This window comes from Arthrobacter globiformis (assembly GCF_030817195.1).
Lineage (GTDB): Bacteria > Actinomycetota > Actinomycetes > Actinomycetales > Micrococcaceae > Arthrobacter > Arthrobacter globiformis_D.
Genome location: NZ_JAUSYZ010000001.1, coordinates 1336974 through 1356446 on the forward strand (window position 1 = coordinate 1336974; position 19473 = coordinate 1356446).

Consider the following 19473-nt stretch of genomic DNA (forward strand, 5'->3'; position numbering starts at 1 on the left):
TAGAGGTCATTTCGGTGTCCGCCGGCCGGGCAGTAACTGGTGGAGGCGGCACCGGGCATTCATGGGCCCGCGTGCGCGGGCATGTGTCCCACCCTAAAGGTGTTACGCGCCGTTATCAAATCGAGATCTTTATTGACCGTCAAGTAGTTAAGGGGCACTCCGGCCGAGCGCGGAAGCCAGGTACTGCGCCGTCCGGCTGTCGGCTGAACCGGCGACGGCGGCCGGCGTTCCGGAGGCAACGATCTTTCCGCCGGCATCCCCACCGGCCGGCCCGAGGTCGATCACCCAGTCCGCTTCTGCCACCACGTCCATTTCGTGCTCCACCACGACCACCGTGTTTCCCGCGTCAACGAGGCGGTGCAGCTGGGCCATGAGGAGCCGGACGTCGGCCGGATGCAGCCCGGTGGTGGGCTCGTCCAGCAGGTACAGGGTGTGGCCGCGGCGGGCCCGCTGCAGTTCGGTGGCGAGTTTGATGCGCTGGGCCTCGCCGCCGGAGAGTTCAGTGGCCGGCTGTCCGAGCCGCAGGTAGCCCAGCCCGACTTCCCGCAGCGTCTGCAGGCTGCGGGCGGCTGAGGGAACGTCCTGCAGGAATTCGGCGGCGGCGTCCACGGTCATGCCCAGGATCTCGGCCACGTTCTTGCCGCGGTAGGTGACTTCAAGGGTTTGCGGGTTGTAGCGGGAACCGCCGCATTCCGGGCAGGGGCCGTAGCTGCCGGGCAGGAACAGCAGTTCGACGGCGACGAATCCCTCACCCTGGCAGGTCTCGCAGCGCCCGCCGGCCACGTTGAAGGAGAAACGTCCGGCGCCGTATCCGCGGGACCGGGCTTCGTCCGTGGCTGCGAACTCCTTGCGCACGGCGTCGAACAGTCCGGTGTAGGTGGCCAGATTGGACCGGGGCGTGCGGCCGATCGGTTTCTGGTCCACCGTCACCAGCCGGTCCACGTGGTGCAGGCCGGTCACCGTTCCGACACTCAGCGGGGTGCCGGGATCGACGGCGTCAACGGGCTGGTCCTCGCCGGCGCCCGCAGTCCCGCCGCCCGCGATGCCCCCGAGTTCTGCGCCCGCGTCGCCGTGCAGTTCCGATCCAACCACCTCGGCCAGAACGTGGCTGACCAGCGTGGACTTGCCCGAACCGGAGACTCCGGTGACGGCGGTCAGCACCTGCAGCGGGAAGGACGCGTCGAGGCCGCGGAGGTTGTGGCGCGTGATGTCGTTCAGTTCCAGCCAAGCACCAGGTTGCCGACGGCGGCCGGTTCGCTCGCTGCTGCCGGGCTCGCTGCTAGCAGACCCGCCGGCGTCGCGGGCGCCGGTGTCAGATGCGCCCCTGGCACCGTCCGGCACGAGGAACGGACGCGTGACGGAGGCCTCCACACAGGCAAGACCGGCCACCGGGCCGCTGTAAAGTACCTCACCGCCGCACTCTCCTGCCCTCGGCCCCACGTCCACGAGCCAGTCGGCCCGGCGCACGATGTCCATGTTGTGCTCCACCACGAACACGGAGTTGCCCGACGACTTCAGCTGCTCGAGCACCGTCAGGAGGGGCTCGGCGTCGGCGGGGTGCAGCCCGGCCGACGGCTCGTCCAGCACGTACACGACGCCGAACAGACCCGAGCGGAGCTGGGTGGCGATCCGGAGGCGCTGCATTTCGCCAGGGGAGAGGGTGGGCGTCGACCGGCCGAGGGCGAGGTAGCCGAGCCCCAGATCCAGCAGGACCGTGATCCGCTGCAGGAGGTCGCGCGTGATGGCCACGGCCACCTCGTTGCTTTCGCCCGAGGACAGCTTGCGGGAGGCGGTGTTGGCGTCCTTCAGCTCGGTCGTCGGGCGGATGATGTCCGCCAGTTCGGCCATCGGCACTGCGTTGAGTTCGGCGATGGTCCTTCCGGCGAAGGTCACGGCCAAGGCCTCCGGCGTGAGTCCGCTGCCGCTGCACCGCCGGCAGGGGCCGGTTTCCATGAAGCGGAGCACCCGTTCGCGCATCGTGCTGCTCTTGGAATCCGCGAGCGTGTGCAGCACGTGGCTCTTGGCGCTCCAGAACTTGCCCTTGTACGGTTTGGCCACGCGGTCGCGCTGCGGGGTGATTTCCACGACCGGCTGCTCTTCGGTGAAAAGGATCCAGTCGCGGTCCTTCCTGGGCAGCTCTTGCCAGGGGGTGTCGACGTCGTAGCCCAGGTGGGTGAGGATGTCGCGCAGGTTCTTGCCCTGCCACGCCGTCGGCCAGGCGGCGATGGCCCCGTCCCGGATGCTCAGGGAGGGGTCCGGGACCAGGGAGGCTTCGCTCACGGTGTGCGCAACGCCAAGGCCGTGGCACTCGGGGCATGCCCCGGCGGCCGTGTTGGGCGAGAAGGCGTCCGAGTCCAGCGTGCCGGCACCGGCAGGGTAGCTGCCGGCGCGCGAGAACAGCATGCGGAGGGAGTTGGACAGCGTGGTCACCGTCCCCACCGTGGAACGGCTGCTCGGTGTCCCGCGGCGCTGTTGAAGCGCGACGGCGGGAGGCAGCCCGGTGATCATTTCCACCTTGGGATTGTGGCCCTGCTGGATGAGGCGACGGGCGTACGGCGCCACGGATTCGAAGTATCGGCGCTGGGCTTCGGCGTAGATCGTGCCGAATGCCAGCGAGGACTTGCCTGATCCCGAGACGCCGGTAAACGCGACGATGGCGTCGCGCGGGACGGCCACGTCCACGTTGCGAAGATTGTTCTCGCGGGCGCCCCGCACGCGGACGAAGCCGTCCGCGGAATGGTGGGCACCGATGGAGGGGGCGATTCCGGGGCCGGTTTCCAGGCTCCAGTCCAGATCGGCCAAGGGGGCAGCATACTCTTCAGTCCGCATCTGTTCGACTCTAGCGGTCATGGCCGGTCCGGGGACTATTCTGTCGGGGTGAACACTTACGACGCCGCCGCCGAACCGATCGATCCCGCTGCTCTTTCAGGTCAGACTGGGCCTTCAGATCAAACTGCGCTTTCAGATCAAGAGGAGCTGGTGGCGGCCCCGTCGCCGATGCCTTTGGCGGAGCTCCACCTTCACATCGAGGGGACGCTGGAGCCGGAAACTGATCTTTGCGCTCGCTGAACGGAACGGGATCGAGCTGCCGTACGCGAACCTGGACGAGCTGCGGAGCCGTTACGAGTTCACCGACCTGCAGTCCTTCCTAGACCTGTACTACGCCAACATGGCAGTGCTGCGGACGGAGCAGGACTTCGCGGACATGACCAGGGCCTATCTGGCGCGGGCTGCGGCGGCCGGGGTGCGGCATGCCGAAATCATGATGGATCCGCAGGCGCACCTCTCGCGCGGTGTCTCACTGGAGACGTGCGTCAACGGCGTGGCCTCAGTACTCGCCACCTCTGAGGAGGAGTTCGGCATTTCCACGCTGCTGATCGCCGCCTTCCTGCGCGATCTTTCAGAGGACTCGGCGCTCGAGGTCCTGGAGGGGCTTCTTGCGATGAACGCGCCGATCGCCGGCATCGGCCTGGATTCCGCAGAGGTGGGCAACCCGCCGTCGAAATTCACTCGGCTGTTTGCCCGGGCCGGCGAAGCAGGCCTCCGGAAGATTGCGCACGCGGGGGAGGAGGGCCCGCCGTCGTACATCGTGGAGGCGCTGGACGTACTGGGCGTGGAGCGGATCGACCACGGGATCCGGTGCATGGAGGATCCCGAACTCGTGGAGCGTCTCGTCGACGACCACGTGCCGCTGACGGTCTGTCCGCTGTCGAATGTCCGGCTCCGCGCCGTGGACATGCTGGCCGCCCATCCGCTGCCGGCGATGCTGGCCGCCGGGCTCAACGTCAGCGTGAACTCGGACGACCCGGCGTACTTCGGCGGCTACGTGGACAGCAACTTTGCCCAGCTCGAGTCGGTTCTGGGCCTGTCCGAATTCGACCGGGTCAGGCTGGCAGCGAACTCGATCAGGTCGTCCTTTGCCAGCGAGGAGCGGAAGCAGGAGCTGCTGGCCGAGCTGTCGGGCTAGGGTACGGGAGGGCCGCTCGTCGCCGGGGCGCCGGTCGTGGAACCGCTCGGAGTCGCCGCCGTCGCGCCATTCCGGGTGATCCACCAGCCCAGCGCCGCCATGACAAGACCGACCGGGATCCCGTAGGGCGGCAGTCCGGCGCTTTAGCCGAGGAAACCGGCGACGACGAATGCCACGCCGATCCACGCGGGGAACATGCCTGAGCGCCAGCCGGTGATGCCGAAGACCATCCAGCCCAGAGCGAAAAGCACGTAGCTGGAGAGCCCGATGAAGACCACCCAGTGCAGGGCGTTCGTGACCTGGAAGGGCGTCTGCCGCATCATCTCGATCCGGTCCAGGCTCCGGTCGGCAGCGAGCAGGCGCGCCACGTCCACTGCGGCAAAGACAAGGCCCGACACCAGGGCAATAGGACCAGCGGCTCTCGTTAGCGGTGAGGACATTTTTCCTCCTGGATGGATGGATTGCCGATTCCTGGGAGCGCCGGCGCCGTTCGCTCTGTGCCGATCACCCAGCGCCAATCACCCGCCGTCGTTCACATGGGACGCATGCCGAGCGGGAAACGCCCGACGGCGGTGGCCGAGCGGGGTGCCTTGCGCCACGCCCGGCGGTCCAGTACCACGGTGGCAAGAACCGTGAGGACCACCGCCAGGAAGTAAATCAGCTCGGCGCGGCCAGCGGCAGCGGCGGTGAAACCGAAGGAACCAACGGTGAAGGTGCCCTGGCTGTTGTGGAACAACGGTCTGCAGGTGCTCCAATTGTCCGCCCCGTCCGCATCGACGCGCCAGCAGGCAGGACCCAGGCAGGACCGTCCACCCCGGCAGCGGGCCAAATGCTTGCAGGCGTCTTCCATAACTGCTAGTCCTGTGAGGGAGGCAAAACGGCGGCGATGGAGCCGCGGACAGCAGTACCTGGACGATGCCGAGTCAAGGAGTGTGCAGCATGCCGCGCAAGAACCCAGACGTTGAAGAGGCGGACGAGAAGGACCTCGAGGTAGGCAAGCCGAAGGAGTGGGCCGCCGGCATACCGGGCGTCCTGCACTCGATGCAGCCAGCCATCAAGCATATGGGCCTGGGCAGGACAGAGAAGACGCTGCTGGCCCTGAACCAGAAGCACGGTTTCGACTGCATGAGCTGCGCCTGGCCGGACCCGGACCACCGGAAGACTTTTGAATTCTGCGAAAACGGGGCCAAGGCCGTCACCTGGGAAGCCACGCCGGTGGTGATTGAGTCGGACTTCTGGGCGGAGCACCCGGTCAGTGAGCTGCGCCAGAGAACTGAGTACTGGCTCGGGATGCAGGGCCGCCTGACGGAGCCGGTGTACAAGCCGGCAGGGGAGGACCATTACCGTCCCGTCAGCTGGGACGAGGCGTTCGGGATCCTGGGCCGAAAGCTCAACGGATTGGCCAGCCCGGACGAGGCCGCCTTCTACACGAGCGGCCGGACGTCGAACGAGGCCGCCTTCATCTACCAGCTGTTCGTCCGGGCCTTCGGCACTAACAACCTGCCGGACTGCTCCAACATGTGCCACGAATCGTCCGGCTGGGCTATGGGCCAGACCATCGGCATCGGCAAAGCCACCATCACCTACGGCGACTTCGCCAAGGCGCAGCTCATCATCATCATGGGGCAGAACCCGGGCACCAACCACCCGCGCATGCTCACGGCGCTCGAGGAGGCCAAGGAGGCGGGCGCGGAGATTGTGGCCGTCAATCCGCTGCCGGAAGCCGGGCTGCTGCGGTACAAGAACCCGCAAAAGGTCAAGGGCATCATCGGCCACGGCACCGACCTTGCAGACCAGTTCCTGCAGATCCGCGTGGGCGGCGACATGGCGCTGCTGCAGGCCATTTCGAAGCGGGTCCTCGACGCCGAGGCGAAGAACCCGGGGACCGTGCTGGACCATCAATTCCTCGAGGAGCACTGCGAGGGCCTGGACGAACTCAAGGCGCACCTCGACGGGCTGGATGATGAGACAGTCCTCGCGGCCACCGGGCTCCGCAGCGACGAAATTGACGAGCTGGCGGCCCGGTATCTGAAAGCCGACCGGGTCATCATCACGTGGGCCATGGGGATCACCCAGCACAAGAAGGCTGTGGCCACCATCAAGGAGATCATTAACCTTCTCCTGCTGCGCGGAAACATCGGCAAGCCGGGCGCCGGCGCGTCGCCGATCCGCGGGCACAGCAACGTGCAGGGGGACCGGACCATGGGCATCTGGGAGCAGATGCCGCCCGCCTTCCTCGACGCGCTCGGCAAGGAGTTCAGCTTCGACCCGCCGCGCGAGCACGGCGCTGACGCCGTGGAAACCATCCGCAGAATGCGCGACGGCGGGATCAAGGTTTTCGTGGCATTGGGCGGCAACCTGGTGGCTGCCATTTCGGACACGCACGCCGCCGAAGCGGCAATGGAGAACACCGACCTCACCGTCCAAATCTCCACGAAGCTGAACCGCTCGCACACGGTGACGGGCAGGGAAGCCCTCATCCTGCCCACCATGGGGCGCACGGAAATCGACCTCCAGGAGTCCGGTCCGCAGTTCGTTTCCGTCGAGGACACTGTTTGCGCCGTTCATCCCTCGGCGGGGCGGGTACAGCCTGTTGCGCCGAACCTGCTGTCGGAGGTGGCCATCGTCTGTCGGATCGCCCGGGAGACGGTGGCGGGGAAGTCCAGCGCGGACTGGGCAGGGTTCGAGAAAAACTATGACCTCATCCGCGAGCACATTTCCCACGTGGTGGCTGGCTGCGAGAACTACAACGACAAGATCCGGCAGGAAGGCGGCTTCGTCCTGCCCAACGGCCCCCGCGATTCGCGGACCTTCCCCACGCCCACCGGCAAGGCCATGCTGACGGTAAATCATTTGGAGAGCATCGATCGGCCGGCCGGCACGCTGATACTGCAGTCCGTCCGTTCGCATGACCAGTTCAACACCACCATCTACGGGCACAACGACCGCTACCGCGGCATCAAAAAGGGCCGCGACGTGGTGTTCGTGAGTCCCGAGGACATCGCCGAACTGGGCCTCAGTGACGGCCAGTTCGTGGATGTCCACGGCGTGTATGAGGACAACGTGGAGCGGGTGATGAGGAAGCTGCGCGTCGTTTCGTATCCCACGGCCAGCGGCTGCGCGGCCACCTATTACCCGGAGGCCAACGTGCTGGTGCCCCTGGACAGCGTCGCGGAGGGAAGCAACACGCCGGCGTCCAAAGCCGTGCTCGTACGGTTGGAGCCCAGCGCGGAGCCTGCGTAGCGCCCACCGCCTCCTGACCCCGTCCCGGAGCTGGGCTACTGTCCCGGAGCGGGCTACTGGGTGGTGCCGGGGCTACTGGGCGGTGCTTGACCAGCCTTCGCTGTCCGGGCCGCCTTCCGTGCCGTGCTCACACAGCCGCAGGGCGACGTCGGCCGCCGATTGCACCGCCTCCTGCGGCGACGCGCTGCTGCCGTGTGCCCGGAGTCCGGCTGCATAGCCGACCAGCAGCGCAGTGACAGGAACGGCCTGTCCGCTCACCGCTCGGGAAGACTCGTCGGCCAGGCGAGCGACCAGCTGGTGGTCCACGTTCAGATCGAGGATCTGCAGCGCCTGGATGAGCCGATGGCTCCACTGTTCGAGTTCCTGGTCCGTGTCGCCGATGCCGGCCGCTCCGGCGGAGGCGGTGCCGCCGTCGCCTTCGGTAATGCCTGTCATTGGACTCCCTTTCCTGCTCGTCTCTTGCTCGTTGGTGTAGGTGCTCCCCGGCGGATGCGCCGGGTTCTAAGTGTCTATCGAGGACATGTGCGGGTAGCGCGCCCCTGCCGCAGCGCCCGCCGGGGCAAGTTCATCAAGGCGGGCAAGGTCGCCGGCTGAAAGTTCGACGGCGGCCGCGCCCACGTTCTCGGCCAGGCGTTCGCGCTTTTTGGTGCCGGGAATAGGGACGATGTGATCGCCCTGCGCGAGCAGCCAGGCCAGAGCGAGCTGCGTCGGACTGCACTGCTTCTCATCTGCGAGTTCCTTGACCCGGTCCACCAGCTGCAGGTTTCGGGTGAAGTTTTCGCCCTGGAAACGGGGAGAGTGCCGCCGGAAATCATCTTGGGCAAAGTCGTCGGGGCTGCGCAGCTGGCCGGTGAGGAAGCCCCGGCCCAGGGGGCTGTAGGGGACGAAACCGATACCCAACTCCGCCAGCACGGGGAAGACCTTCGTCTCCGGCTCCCGTTCCCAGAGTGAATACTCGGTCTGCAGCGCGGTGATCGGATGGACGGCGTGCGCCCGGCGGATGGTGTCGGCGCTGGCTTCGGACAGCCCCAGATGCCGGACTTTGCCGGCCTCGACGAGCTCCGCCATTGCCCCGACGGTGTCCTCGATGGGGACGGTCTTATCCACCCGGTGCTGGTAGTAGAGGTCGATGTGGTCCACGCCGAGTCGCTGCAGGCTTGCGTCGCAGGCGGCACGGACGTAGTCGGGGCGGCCGTTGATGCCCACCCAGGAACCGTCTTCCCGCCGCTCGTTGCCGAACTTCGTTGCCAAGACCACATTGGAGCGCCGGCCCGCGATGGCCCTGCCCACCAGCAACTCGTTCGTGAACGGACCGTACATGTCTGCGGTGTCCAGTAGGGTTCCGCCGGCGTCCAGGAAGGCGTGGATGGTGGCGATGGACTCGCTGTCATCGCCGGTTCCATAGAACTCGCTCATGCCCATGCAGCCGAGGCCCAGGCTGGAGACGGAAAGTGAACCAAGTGTGCGGGATTCCATGGGGCTCTCCTCAGGTAGGTTGCGGGAGTGGCTCAGGGAGGTGCGGTGTAGTCGCCACTATAAGTCGATTCGCGGCATTTTTGCTCCACTTTTGCGGCGCCGAAACGCCGCCAGCCCCGGGTCTCCCGCATGCTGGCGCGGTTTTCCCGGTGGCTGGCGGTGGTGCCGTTTCATGAAGTGGTGCAGAAATGCGCTGCAACCTGACGCGCGGAGCGGCCAATAGCTACGGTGTGGGGCTGCCGCCGTTGACGTTCAGGGTCTCGCCGACCACGAAGCTTGATTCCGCCGATGCCAGGAACACGTAGGCCGGGGCGAGTTCGGCGGGCTGTCCGGCACGGCCCAAGGGAGTGTCCTTGCCGAACTCGGGCAGCGCTTCCTTGGGCTGGCCGCTGCTGACCTGCAGGGGCGTCCAGATGGGCCCGGGAGCCACGGCGTTGACGCGGATGCCCTTCGGCGCCAGCTGCTGTGCCAGTCCCTTCGTGAAGTTGTTGATGCTCGCCTTCGTCGTGGCGTAGTCCAGGAGCGTCGGAGATGGGTTGTAGGCCTGGATCGACGTGGTGTTGATGATCGTGGAGCCGGCGGGAAGGTGCGGCACCGCGGCCCTGGTGAGCCAGAACATGGCGTATACGTTGGTCTTCTGGGTGTGGTCGAACTGCTCGTCGGTGACGTCGCCGATGTCTTCCTGTGCCACCTGCTTTCCGGCGTTGTTCACGAGGAGGTCCAGTCCGCCCAGTTCCTGAAGCGCCGTGTCCACCAGCTTCTGGCAGGTTGCGGCGTCCTTGAGGTCTCCGGGCACCTTCACGGCCTTGCGGCCGGCCTTTTCGATCAGGTTCGCGATCTTGGCGGCGTCTTCCTCCTCCTCGGGGAGGTAGGAAAGTACGACGTCGGCCCCTTCCCGGGCGAAAGCGATCGCCGTCGCTGCGCCGATGCCTGAGTCCGCGCCCGTGACGATCGCCTTCCGGCCGTCGAGGCGTCCGGTGCCGCGGTAGGTGTCCTCGCCCAGGTCGGCCTTGGGTTCAAGCTTGGCGTCCAGGCCGGGCTCGGGCTGGTGCTGCTTGGGCGGCTCGATGTGCTCGTAAGCGGTGACAGGATTCTTGAACGTGTACTGGTCGGTCATGGTTCTCCTCCAGATGGTGTTGAACGCGGTCGGGTTCATCGTGCTCGGGGGCGTGCTGGCATCGGAGCAATGCTAAGCATGCTTACCGTCTACCCTAACGAGACGACGGCGGTGCCGCCAGTGGTGCCGCAATTCGGATTGCGGGGGGCAGGCATCCCGCTGCGAAGGGCGCGCGGCAGCCTCTTCCGCGGGCTGCATCAGCTCACTAGGCTGGCAGTCCCAGCCCCGGCGAGCGGTCGCCGGCGGCGGTCCTCATGAATGAATCCGGCATGCGGTAACCAATACGCGGTAACCAAGGAGAAGGCGATGGACAACCAGGACATTCTGCAGCGCATCCAGGCGCTGGTTGACGAAGAGCACCAACTCCGTGAGCCGGCGGCGTCGGGCCCGGCCAGCGGCTCCGGCGGGAACGGTTCCGACGAGGACGAGGATGCTCGGGGTGAACGCCGCGCCCGACTGCGGCAGGTGGAGGAGTCGCTGGACCAGTGCTGGGACTTGCTGCGCCAGCGGCGCGCGAAGGCGAAGGCCGGCGAAAATCCCAACGAGGCGGATGCCCGGCCCGTCAATGAGGTGGAAGGCTACGTGCAGTAAGTCGCCGGTAAGGCGGAAGGGGCGGCCGCCGCTGGCAGTCGCCCTTCCGTATTGCTGATCTGCGGCTAGCGCACTACTTACTGTTCCTGGCCGCTGTGCAGTCCGTCGTCGCTGCTGTCTGAGGAAGCCGTGTCGCCGGTGTCGTCGGAAAGGTCCATGTTGCCGCGGGCTTCCTCCATGGTGGGCCCGCCGGGCGGGACGCTGTAGCGCTGCGGGCGGATGCCGTGTGACTGTTCCTCGATGAGCGCCTGCTCCTCGCTGAAGCGGATGGCGTTGGCGTCGTCACCCGCATCGCCGGGAACGTCGTCGCGGAGCTTCGAAGGGTCCGGAACGATAAAGCCGTCTGCCTTGCTGCTGTGTTCACTCACTAAATTCATCCCTTCCGACTAGTGCCTCACTCTGTATCGTAAGCCTACTTTCTATTTTCGCCGCCAGGAAATGCGAGGGGTAAGCTAGTCCCCGCAAATCTCCAAAAACCGAGATTTCCGGCTCAGTTCCGGTGTAATCCCCGTCATAGTCGGTCACGACACACAATGTTTACCGAACAAAGTCGCCAGATTTGCCCAGTACTTGGCAAACTACTGGGGGAACAATCGCTCTGTAAGGGGAACCATGCGCAAGACTGCCGCCGAAAACACCAACATCCGCCTTAAGGCCGTGCTGGACGTTCTGGCAGAGGGGGTGTTGTCCGGTGAGTCGCAGAACGCCGGCGCCGTGCTGGCTGAAGCCCTCGTCCGGGTTCCGCTGAACGCCTACGAAGCTGAACTCCTCAGCGGCGGCATTCCCCGTGGCCACAAATCACTGACCACGGCTACGGCCAAGCTGGTAAAGGCTGGCTGGCTGGTCAAGGGACGCTCCGGCTGGACCATCACCGAGGACGGACAGCGCGCTACGGTTGCTTTCCCGGATGCGGCCAGCTTCTCGGCAGCGCTCGACGCCGGTACTCCGGTCCCTGCCGACACGCCCCTTCCGGTGGCCGCACCTGCCAAGCCGGCAGCCAAGAAAGCGCCCGCGAAGGCCGCTGCAGCCAAGGCAGAGAAGGCTCCGTCCAAGGCGGCGAAGGTCGTCGACAAGGCAGCCAAGCTGATCGAGGACGCAGTCGCTCCCGTAGCGAAGGCTGTGCTGAAGAAGGCAGAGGCAAACGGCGAAGCTCACACTCCCGCCGTCGAAAACTCCGCGGAAACCATCGACCAGCCCGCCGCCGTAGCTGTGGCCGGCGACTTCAACACCCTGCTGGGAGCGCCGGAGAACTGGGCACCGCAGTACGACGAAGCGCAGATGAAGCTGGACGAGCTGGACCAGCTGTGGAAGCTCTCGGCTGAAATTCCGGCCGGCTACTACACCTTCAAGATCGCCCTCAACCGTTCCTGGGAAGAGAACTACGGCGCATTCGGCGCGTTCGATGGCGCCAACCACGAACTGCACCACTCCGGCGGACAGCTCACCATCCGCTACGACCACAGGACACGGGACATCACCGTCAACTGACTCCATCGGCCGAAGCCCCGCTGCAGCACCATGCTGCCGCGGGGCTTTGCCGTTCAGAAGGTCGTCTTGGGACTTCAGACCCGGTTCGTTATTGATGGCAACACTTTGGATGCGGTGGTTACGGATCCCTTTCCTAGTCGATGGACTGAAGCCCAAAATGGGGAGCACATTCGCAACTCAAGGAGGAGCTTTGCGCTATTCAGTGACTTTGTCTGGGGCCGCCGTTCTGGCCGCCGTCGTCGCACTCGCCGGCTGCGGGGCGCCTGCCACGCCCGGCGGAGGAAGATCTGCGGCACCAACGACTTCAGTCTCTTCCTCTGCTGCAGCCTCCGGAACGGGAAGTGGCACTGCCACGGCAACTGACAGCCCGGCGTCGGCCACCGCCACGCCGTCCGCAACGTTGCCTGAGGGCTGGAAGACGTTCACGACGTCGGACGGCAAGTTGGCGTTCGACCTTCCGTCCGAGTGGGTCGTCAAGGACCCCGCCGGACAGACGCCGCAGGGCGGTGGCGTATTTGTGGAGATCCGGAACCCTGCAGGAAAGTCGATGGCCACCCTGCGCACCAACATGGTGGTGGGCGCGGAATGCATGAAGAAGCAGCCGTACGGCATGTACGACTCCGAACAGCTCCCGGCCTTGAAGCAGGCCGGCGGCACCCCGCGGTTCACGTTCGAGTCCCGGCAGGATGACACCGCAACCGACCCGGCGAAGATGACAATGCTGGCCTACGGCATCACCTCGGCGCCCGAACCAACCGGTCCCACGGCGTGCCCGATGGCCCACTTCTTCAGTTGGCCGCCAAGTGGCGCAATGTTCGGTGGCGTCTACGACCCCTTCGACACGACTCCCGGAAATCCGCCGAACGTGGACACACCGGAGGCGTACATGGAAACCCCGGAATATAAGAACATCCGCACCATGATCACCTCGCTCCGGCCCGCAGCCTAAGTCCGCGGGCCCAACCCCGTTTCCGCCGGCCGAGCCTGTCGAGACCACAGCCGCCGGCGCTACATTGGTTCCATGACTGAGTCGAAGGCAGCAGACCCTGACAGCGTCCGCCTCACCGCACGCGTCACGGGAATGGTCCAGGGTGTCGGCTTCCGCTACTGGACCGCACGCAAGGCCGACGAGCTGGGGCTGACGGGTTCGGTCAGGAACGACGACGACGGTTCGGTCGCAGTCGTCGCGGAAGGCCCGCAGCCCGACATCGTCGAATTCAGGCGTTGGCTGGGCTCATCCCAGGCGCCAGGCAGGGTGGCCCATGTGGACGAGAAGGTCTCCCCGGCCGAGGGCGGATTCAGGAGCTTTCAGGTCGTCGGCTGAGTTCACGTGCTGATTCACTCCCGGCTGAGTTCACCGGGGCTGAGCCCCAGGAAGGCCCCTAGCTCCTCAAATGCGAAGGGGCGCGAGGGCATGTAGTTCGTGAGCTCGGGGGAGCGGACGATCACGGCCCGCCACTGGCCCCGCGACACAGCCACGTTGATCCGGTTACGGTTGAGCAGGAATTCGGCTCCGCGGGGTGCCTCGGCAATGGCCGAGCACGCCATGGACACGAGCACCACGGGAGCCTCCTGCCCTTGGAATTTGTCCACGGTACCCACCCGCACGCCCGGCAGGCCATCCTGGTCCAGGGCATGCCGGATGGTCTGCACCTGGGCGTTGTATGCAGCCACCACCAGGATGTCCTTGGCTTCCAGCCGACGGATCGGCTCGTCCTTGCCCGGCGTCCACTTGAGCCCGATATGTTCGCGTGCCAGTCTGACGACCGCGGCTGCCTCTTCCGCCGAACTCGTGGTGTGGCCGGCATGCGGCACCAGGACGGTTTCCACGCCCGGCGGCACCCCGTCGAGATGGCGCAGGGATGCTGCCGGCGCGGACTCCAGCCTGCCGTCGTAGCTGAGCACCGACACCTTGCGGCACAGGTCGGGATGCATCCGCCAGGAATCGGCGAGGAAGTAGCCCAGCTCGGCAGGCAACGTGGCGTGCCCTGCCGACAGCCAGCCCAGCGCCGATTCATCGACTGGCTCCGGATGGGAGCCCTGGGTGACCTGCGGAAGCTGCTGCGGGTCGCCGAGCAGCAGAAGCCGCTTCGCGGACCGGGCCACAGCTAGGGTGTTGGCCAGTGAATACTGGCCGGCCTCGTCAATGACCAGCAGATCCAGTGACCCTGCCGGCACGCATTTGCCCGTCATGGTCCAGGCGGTTCCGCCAACCAGGCAACCGCCGTCGGCGCCCAAGAGCCTCGCGATGTCCTCGTCGGCGACGCAGGTCCACGGGACGTCGTGCGGTTGGGCCAGCCTTTTGGCCACGACTGCAGAGTCCACACCGGCCTTTGCAATGGCCGTGCAGAGCATGTTCTCGACGACGGCGTGGGACTGGGCGACTACGCCCACCTTCCAGCCGGCCTCCACGAGCCGGGCAATGACGTGGGAGCCGACGAACGTCTTGCCGGTCCCCGGAGGTCCCTGCACAGCGAGATAGGACCGGTCCAGGTGCTGCAGCGCCTGGGTGATGGCTGAGACGTAGTCGGCGTGGCCCGCTTCATCATTGCCGACGGCAGGCAGATTCGGGAGGCCGGCCAACCTGGGTGCTGTGCGCCGCAGGATGTCCACGCCGGGATGCTTGGGGAGTTCTGGCAGCGTGGAGCCGACAAGCTGCGCGAGCTCTGTCAGGGCCGCCTCGATGCTGACGGTGGGAATGGGACGGTCGTCCGTCAGCGCCATGGGCAGCTGGAAGTACGGCGGCACCTTGCCCGTGGACTTCTCCGTGATGGTGATGACGGTCCGGCCGGGCTGATCAGGAAGGTCCTCGACGGCCGCCACGAGCGTGCCGAAGATGCCGTCACGGGAGGGCGGCATGGCGGCTTCATGGCGTGCTGTCGCCGTGCCTGCCGACGAGCCGGTCGCACCCGTGACCGTGTCCGTGCTTGCGCCGGTGCTCCCGGCCGCCGTCCCCGCGCCTGCAGACCGGCCGGTCCCCGCACGCCTCGGTGTCCGCCCGCCGTCGACCTCGCCCAGGCCGTCGGGCAGGGGGTCCTCGAACATCCGGAACCAGGTGGAGCCGGGCTTGAATTCCGAGCCCTCGCTCATGATCCCGGTGAGCCGCAAGGTGCGGGACTCTGTCCGGGCCCGGGAGGTGGGCGGCGCCCAGTCCGAGACCACCTCGGCCGCTTCCACGATGAAGACGTTGCGCTGGTCCCGCCACCTGTCGACCTCGGATTCGAGGCGGTCGAAGTGCTCCCACCAGAACTGCTTGCGCTCCCGCCGGTGATAGCCGGTGGCCGCCGCGACCATGGCCACGGCCTGCTCGTCCGGCCCCAGCTCGCGGTGCTCCGGAATGGCGTTCAGGAAGGCGCGCAGGCTTGCTTCCTCCGGCGAAGGTTCCGCGTCCGGAACTGCCTCCGGCGGCGTTTGGGAGCCTGCCGCCGTCCCCGGACCGGCAGCAGCTGCCCTCGCACCGGCCGTCTCCACCCCGGGCATCCCCGCGCCGGCGTCGGCTACGCCGGCCGCGCCAGGAGCGGCAGGCGCACCGCCACGCAGCTGCAGCAGCCAGTCCCGCAGGCGCAGCGTGGAAAGGCAGTCGTACTGGTTATAGTCGGAAATGGAGGCCAGAATGGCGGCCGCCTCCGCCTGCGTCTCGGGGCCGGCGTCGCGCGCCTCGCAGTAGGCGGCGTAGGCGACCACCGAAGCCCCGGCGTCCTTGACGTCCCCGGAGCGCAGGTTGTCCCCCATATACAGGGGCTCGAGCTTCTTGATGGAGTACGAGGCTTCGGAAATCCGGAGTGAATGCCGGACCGTGGCATAGAGGTCTACGAGGAGCCCGTCCCGCAGCCATGAATCCACCACATCCTCGCCGGCAACGTGGTTTAGGGAGAGGTTGCGCAGGGCTGTTTTTTCGTAGGGCGCGTAGTGGTAGACGTGCATGTCCGGATACTGCGCGCGCCGTTCCTCCACGTAGGCGAGGAAGTCCAGGAACGCTTGCCGTTCGCCCGCACGCGAGTGAGCCCAGAACGGGCGGAAGACCGGTTCCTTGCCTGGCGGATCGGTGGGTCGCGGGGCCTCAATCACGCCGAACAGATACTCCAGGCCCCACTGGCCCGCGGGATCCTGCCAGAGCGGGTCGCCCTCGAAGTCGAAGAAGATGTCGCCGTCACTCGGGGCAGGAATGCCGCCCAACGCGTTGTCCGCCAGCACCCTGTACGTGACGGTGTGTGGCTGTCCCTCCTTCACGAAGGTGCGTGAGCCGTCGGCTGCCTCAAGCCCGGTCTGCATCCTGGCCTGGTCACGCAGGCGCCGCCGCGAACCCGTTGCTTGGTGCAGCGGCAGTTCGGCGAGGGCGTCGATGGTGGTGATGCCATCCGCGACGAGCTTCTTCCGCTGGACGGAGGTCATGCCGGCCACCATCAACAGGTCCCGGTGCCCGGCCACCTGCTTGGCGCAGTAGTCGCACCTGCCGCAGTAACTGACACCTGGCTGCTGCCACGCCACGGAGCCCTCGCCGTGACGGTGCGCAGCGGTGAGCTCGCGGAAGCGCGCCCGGCGCTCGCGGTACACCGGCAGCAGATCGTCCAGTGAGTGCGAGCTGCGCTCCATGTTTCCCAGCACCAGGGTGACGCGCGGGGCGGGTTCCAGTCCGAGGCCGATCAGCTGGTCGCCGTAGGCGGCGAGTTGCAGCAGGGCCCCTACCTTGGCATGGCGCGCCAGCTTGGTGTCCCAGACCGCGTACCGCTGCGCACCCCGGTCGCCGCCAGGCAAGGCAGGCTCCTCACACACGAGGAAGTCCGCGTAGCCAAGGAATTCGCCGTCGAAGAAGGTGGCCTGGAAGACGACGTCGGCCCCGACTCGGAGCACAGTGGCGGTTTCGCGCGCCTTTTCCGTCAGGTCGGCCCGGTCCGGAGTTCCACGTTCTATGCAGTAGACCCCGGTTCCGCGGGAGGCATCCCATGTGCCGTGGCGGTCGATGAGGGCGGCAAGCACTTTGTTCTCGTGGACGTCGCCGAGCTTGCCTGCCCGCGCCTGCATCTCGTCGGCGGGGAAATAGGCTTTGGGGGAGCGGCCCAGCTTCTCGTCCAGGATCCGGAGCGTGCGGTACTCGCATTCGCTGGCGGCCACGAGGTCGCTGGCTGAGAACACCAGATCGGCCGGGGCTCCCGGCGTGGTTGGGTCGAGCAGGAACATGGGGCCTCCCCATTGGCAGCCTCGCTCCGGGACGGTTCCCGGTGCGCTGATTTGAATCTAGCAAGAGGCTATGACAATCACGCCGCACAGGTTGGGAGCTGCGCCAATGGGGACCCTACATGCCTTCGCGGGTTAGGTGACGGGCTGCTTGCCGTTGTGCGAGTAGGTGAGGCAGTCGGCGTTGTCCGGGCCGGGACCAACGTGGACTTCCGATGCGTTGCACATGAGGTGGTCGTTATGGACGCATTCCGCCCGCTGGCACGCGCCGACGCCTGCGAGGACCTTCGGCAGGCCGCCGTGTGTGCCGGTGTCGATGAACGTGGCGCATGAGGCATGGTCTGTGGTGCCGCCGACCGTGATGGCCTCGGCGTTACATTCAGAGTGGTCGTTGAAGGAGCAGTTGGTGACGCTGCAATCGGCTACGTGCGTGCTCATTGGGTTCCTCCAGGATTCCGGACGCCCCGGCTGGGCGGCTCGCTGTTCCCAACGTAGGCCCGATGGGCCGGATCAAAAAGACCCAATAGTGTTGCGTAATTGACGTAATTGCGCGATCTGCTCCGTAGTCGCCCGGCATGGCTTAGCCGGAGCCCCATGGACCCTTTGCGGGTACCGTTCTAGACTGGCAGGACCCTCCACTTTTAGGCCCGACGGCGTCGTCCGGCCTTTCAACGGAAATGCCCTGGAGGGCGCATCACATCACTCAGGAATTCACCGCCGACCCTTCACGGGGAAGGGTCCGTGACGCCAGGAGGAAAGAGATGGAAGGGAACAAAGCCGTTGCCTACAAGGGACCCGGCAAGGTGGAAGTCATCGATATCGACTACCCCACATTTGAACTCAAGGACGGGCCGGGCGTAAATCCGGCCAACGTGGGGCGGCAGGTTCCCCACGGCGCAATCATCAAAACTGTGGCCACCAACATCTGCGGGTCGGACCAGCATATGGTCCGCGGCCGGACCACGGCGCCGCCGGACCTGGTGCTGGGCCACGAAATCACCGGTGAAGTGGTGGAGGTGGGGCCCGGCGTCGAATTTATCAAGGTCGGGGACATCTGCTCGGTGCCGTTCAATATTTCGTGCGGCCGGTGCCGGAACTGCAAGGAACGCAAAACAGGCATCTGCCTCAACGTGAACCCGGACCGCCCGGGCAGCGCCTACGGCTATGTGGACATGGGCGGCTGGGTGGGCGGCCAAGCCAATTATGTCCTGGTGCCGTACGCAGACTGGAACCTGCTCAAGTTCCCGGACAAGGACAAGGCCATGGAGAAGATCCTGGACCTGGCCATGCTCTCGGACATCTTCCCCACGGGCTTCCACGGCGCCGTGACGGCGGGGGCCGGGGTGGGCTCCACCGTATACGTCGCGGGGGCGGGTCCTGTTGGACTGGCAGCGGCGACGAGCGCACACCTGCTGGGTGCCGCCGTCGTAATTGTTGGCGACATGAACAGTGACCGACTGGCGCAGGCCCGCACTTTCGGATGCGAGACGGTGGACCTCACCAAGGGCGGCCCGGCCGAGCAGATCGAGCAGATCCTGGGGGTTCCCGAGGTGGACTGCGCCGTAGATGCCGTCGGGTTCGAAGCGAAGGGCCACGGCGAGGGCGCCAAGGAAGCGCCGGCCACCGTGCTGAATTCGCTGATGGACATCACTGCGGCCGGTGGAGCGCTTGGCATTCCCGGGCTGTACGTGACGGGTGATCCCGGCGGCATCGACGACGCCGCAAAGAAGGGTGCTCTGAGCCTGAGCCTCGGGACGGGCTGGGCGAAGTCGCTGAGCTTCACCACGGGTCAGTGTCCGGTGATGAAGTACAACCGGCAGTTGATGATGGCCATCCTCAACGACCGCGTGCAGATCGCCAAGAACGTCAACGCCAAGCCGATCCTGCTGGAGGACGCACCGAAGGGGTACGCCGAATTCGACGCCGGCGCCGCCACGAAGTACGTGCTGAACCCGAACGGATACCTCAGCTGACGTAGGGCAGCGATGCGGGGCCGCATGCAGTTTTCCACCCAAAGGTGGGGCAGCACGCGGCCCCCATTGCCGTCGTCGTGGAGTAGGGCCAGACTCATGGAAGGACCAAACGAGCCGCAGGAGGAGATCCATGAACAGCCAGCCTGACGAGACACCGCTCGAAGTGCCGGAGGCCGACGCGTTTGAGCAGCGCCAGCCGGCGGGCGGGGAGTCCGGGGACGAGGAACAACAGCAGCCGCTGCCCGAGGACGTTCCCGAGGCGGACGCGCTGGAGCAGCGGACCCCGCTACGGCCCAACGGCTCGCCCGCGGCCCCGGACCTCTCCGCCGAGGAAGCGGCCGAGGCTGACGCCATTGAGCAGTCCGCGGGCACGCCTGGCAGCGACGAGGACGACTACCCGTTCGCCGGGGAAGTGGAGCCGGAACAGGGCTGAGGAGCGGCCC

At 66.4% G+C, this 19473-nt stretch carries 16 protein-coding genes and 1 pseudogene; 8 read left to right on the forward strand and 9 right to left on the reverse strand.

The features are described from left to right. Nucleotides 1–147: 147 nt before the first annotated feature. Nucleotides 148–2829 carry an excinuclease ABC subunit UvrA gene (locus QF036_RS06135; protein ID WP_307100129.1) on the reverse strand — a complete coding sequence of 894 codons (2682 nt, stop codon included), beginning with the start codon at nucleotides 2827–2829 and terminating at the stop codon, nucleotides 148–150. 168 nt (nucleotides 2830–2997) lie between these two features. Here QF036_RS06135 and QF036_RS06140 point away from each other — a divergent pair. Next, nucleotides 2998–3967 (forward strand): annotated as a pseudogene (locus QF036_RS06140) (adenosine deaminase). 143 nt (nucleotides 3968–4110) lie between these two features. On the opposite strand, the gene QF036_RS06145 reads toward QF036_RS06140, so the two are convergent. Then, nucleotides 4111–4407 carry a hypothetical protein gene (locus QF036_RS06145; RefSeq protein ID WP_307100130.1) on the reverse strand — a complete coding sequence of 99 codons (297 nt, stop codon included), beginning with the start codon at nucleotides 4405–4407 and terminating at the stop codon, nucleotides 4111–4113. 92 nt (nucleotides 4408–4499) lie between these two features. Next, on the reverse strand, nucleotides 4500–4703 hold the full coding sequence (locus QF036_RS06150) for a hypothetical protein (RefSeq protein WP_307100132.1): 204 nt from the start codon (nucleotides 4701–4703) through the stop codon (nucleotides 4500–4502). Nucleotides 4704–4906: 203 nt separating this feature from the next. On the opposite strand from QF036_RS06150, the gene QF036_RS06155 reads away from it, so the two are divergent. After that, nucleotides 4907–7210 (forward strand): FdhF/YdeP family oxidoreductase, encoded by a 2304-nt coding sequence (locus tag QF036_RS06155; protein WP_307100134.1) that lies wholly within the window; start codon nucleotides 4907–4909, stop codon nucleotides 7208–7210. A gap of 72 nt (nucleotides 7211–7282) precedes the next feature. On the opposite strand, the gene QF036_RS06160 is transcribed toward QF036_RS06155, so the two are convergent. From QF036_RS06160 to QF036_RS06170, 3 genes are all read right to left on the reverse strand, one after another. Continuing rightward, nucleotides 7283–7645 carry a DUF6457 domain-containing protein gene (locus QF036_RS06160; RefSeq protein ID WP_307100136.1) on the reverse strand — a complete coding sequence of 121 codons (363 nt, stop codon included), beginning with the start codon at nucleotides 7643–7645 and terminating at the stop codon, nucleotides 7283–7285. Nucleotides 7646–7711: 66 nt separating this feature from the next. Beyond that, a complete protein-coding gene (locus tag QF036_RS06165) occupies nucleotides 7712–8686 on the reverse strand; it encodes an aldo/keto reductase (protein WP_307100138.1) in 975 nt (324 codons plus the stop codon). Nucleotides 8687–8909: 223 nt separating this feature from the next. Further along, the gene (locus tag QF036_RS06170) at nucleotides 8910–9803 is read right to left on the reverse strand and encodes a glucose 1-dehydrogenase (protein ID WP_307100140.1); all 894 of its coding nucleotides are present in this window, start codon (nucleotides 9801–9803) and stop codon (nucleotides 8910–8912) included. Nucleotides 9804–10109: 306 nt separating this feature from the next. Here QF036_RS06170 and QF036_RS06175 point away from each other — a divergent pair, with 306 nt between their 5' ends. Then, complete coding sequence (locus QF036_RS06175) at nucleotides 10110–10394, forward strand: DUF2630 family protein (protein ID WP_307100142.1); 285 nt, start codon at nucleotides 10110–10112, stop codon at nucleotides 10392–10394. Between the two features lie 77 nt (nucleotides 10395–10471). Here QF036_RS06175 and QF036_RS06180 read toward each other — a convergent pair whose 3' ends face one another. Further along, nucleotides 10472–10771 (reverse strand): hypothetical protein, encoded by a 300-nt coding sequence (locus QF036_RS06180; protein ID WP_307100143.1) that lies wholly within the window; start codon nucleotides 10769–10771, stop codon nucleotides 10472–10474. Between the two features lie 235 nt (nucleotides 10772–11006). Here QF036_RS06180 and QF036_RS06185 point away from each other — a divergent pair, with 235 nt between their 5' ends. From QF036_RS06185 to QF036_RS06195, 3 genes are all read left to right on the forward strand, one after another. Beyond that, nucleotides 11007–11882 carry a pullulanase X25 domain-containing protein gene (locus QF036_RS06185; protein ID WP_307100145.1) on the forward strand — a complete coding sequence of 292 codons (876 nt, stop codon included), beginning with the start codon at nucleotides 11007–11009 and terminating at the stop codon, nucleotides 11880–11882. A gap of 202 nt (nucleotides 11883–12084) precedes the next feature. After that, on the forward strand, nucleotides 12085–12831 hold the full coding sequence (locus QF036_RS06190) for a hypothetical protein (RefSeq protein WP_307100147.1): 747 nt from the start codon (nucleotides 12085–12087) through the stop codon (nucleotides 12829–12831). Between the two features lie 72 nt (nucleotides 12832–12903). Further along, nucleotides 12904–13206 (forward strand): acylphosphatase, encoded by a 303-nt coding sequence (locus QF036_RS06195; protein ID WP_307100149.1) that lies wholly within the window; start codon nucleotides 12904–12906, stop codon nucleotides 13204–13206. A 14-nt stretch (nucleotides 13207–13220) separates the two neighbouring features. On the opposite strand, the gene QF036_RS06200 is transcribed toward QF036_RS06195, so the two are convergent. Both QF036_RS06200 and QF036_RS06205 read right to left on the reverse strand, forming a co-directional pair. Further along, nucleotides 13221–17060 (reverse strand): TM0106 family RecB-like putative nuclease, encoded by a 3840-nt coding sequence (locus QF036_RS06200; protein ID WP_307100151.1) that lies wholly within the window; start codon nucleotides 17058–17060, stop codon nucleotides 13221–13223. 132 nt (nucleotides 17061–17192) lie between these two features. Next, nucleotides 17193–17495: a DUF1540 domain-containing protein gene (locus QF036_RS06205; RefSeq protein WP_307100153.1), complete on the reverse strand. Its 303-nt coding sequence runs from the start codon at nucleotides 17493–17495 to the stop codon at nucleotides 17193–17195. A 323-nt stretch (nucleotides 17496–17818) separates the two neighbouring features. Between QF036_RS06205 and fdhA the strand changes: the two genes are divergently transcribed. After that, the gene (gene fdhA, locus QF036_RS06210; protein ID WP_307100155.1) at nucleotides 17819–19030 is read left to right on the forward strand and encodes a formaldehyde dehydrogenase, glutathione-independent; all 1212 of its coding nucleotides are present in this window, start codon (nucleotides 17819–17821) and stop codon (nucleotides 19028–19030) included. A gap of 130 nt (nucleotides 19031–19160) precedes the next feature. Next, on the forward strand, nucleotides 19161–19463 hold the full coding sequence (locus QF036_RS06215; RefSeq protein WP_307100157.1) for a hypothetical protein: 303 nt from the start codon (nucleotides 19161–19163) through the stop codon (nucleotides 19461–19463). Nucleotides 19464–19473 lie beyond the last annotated feature (10 nt).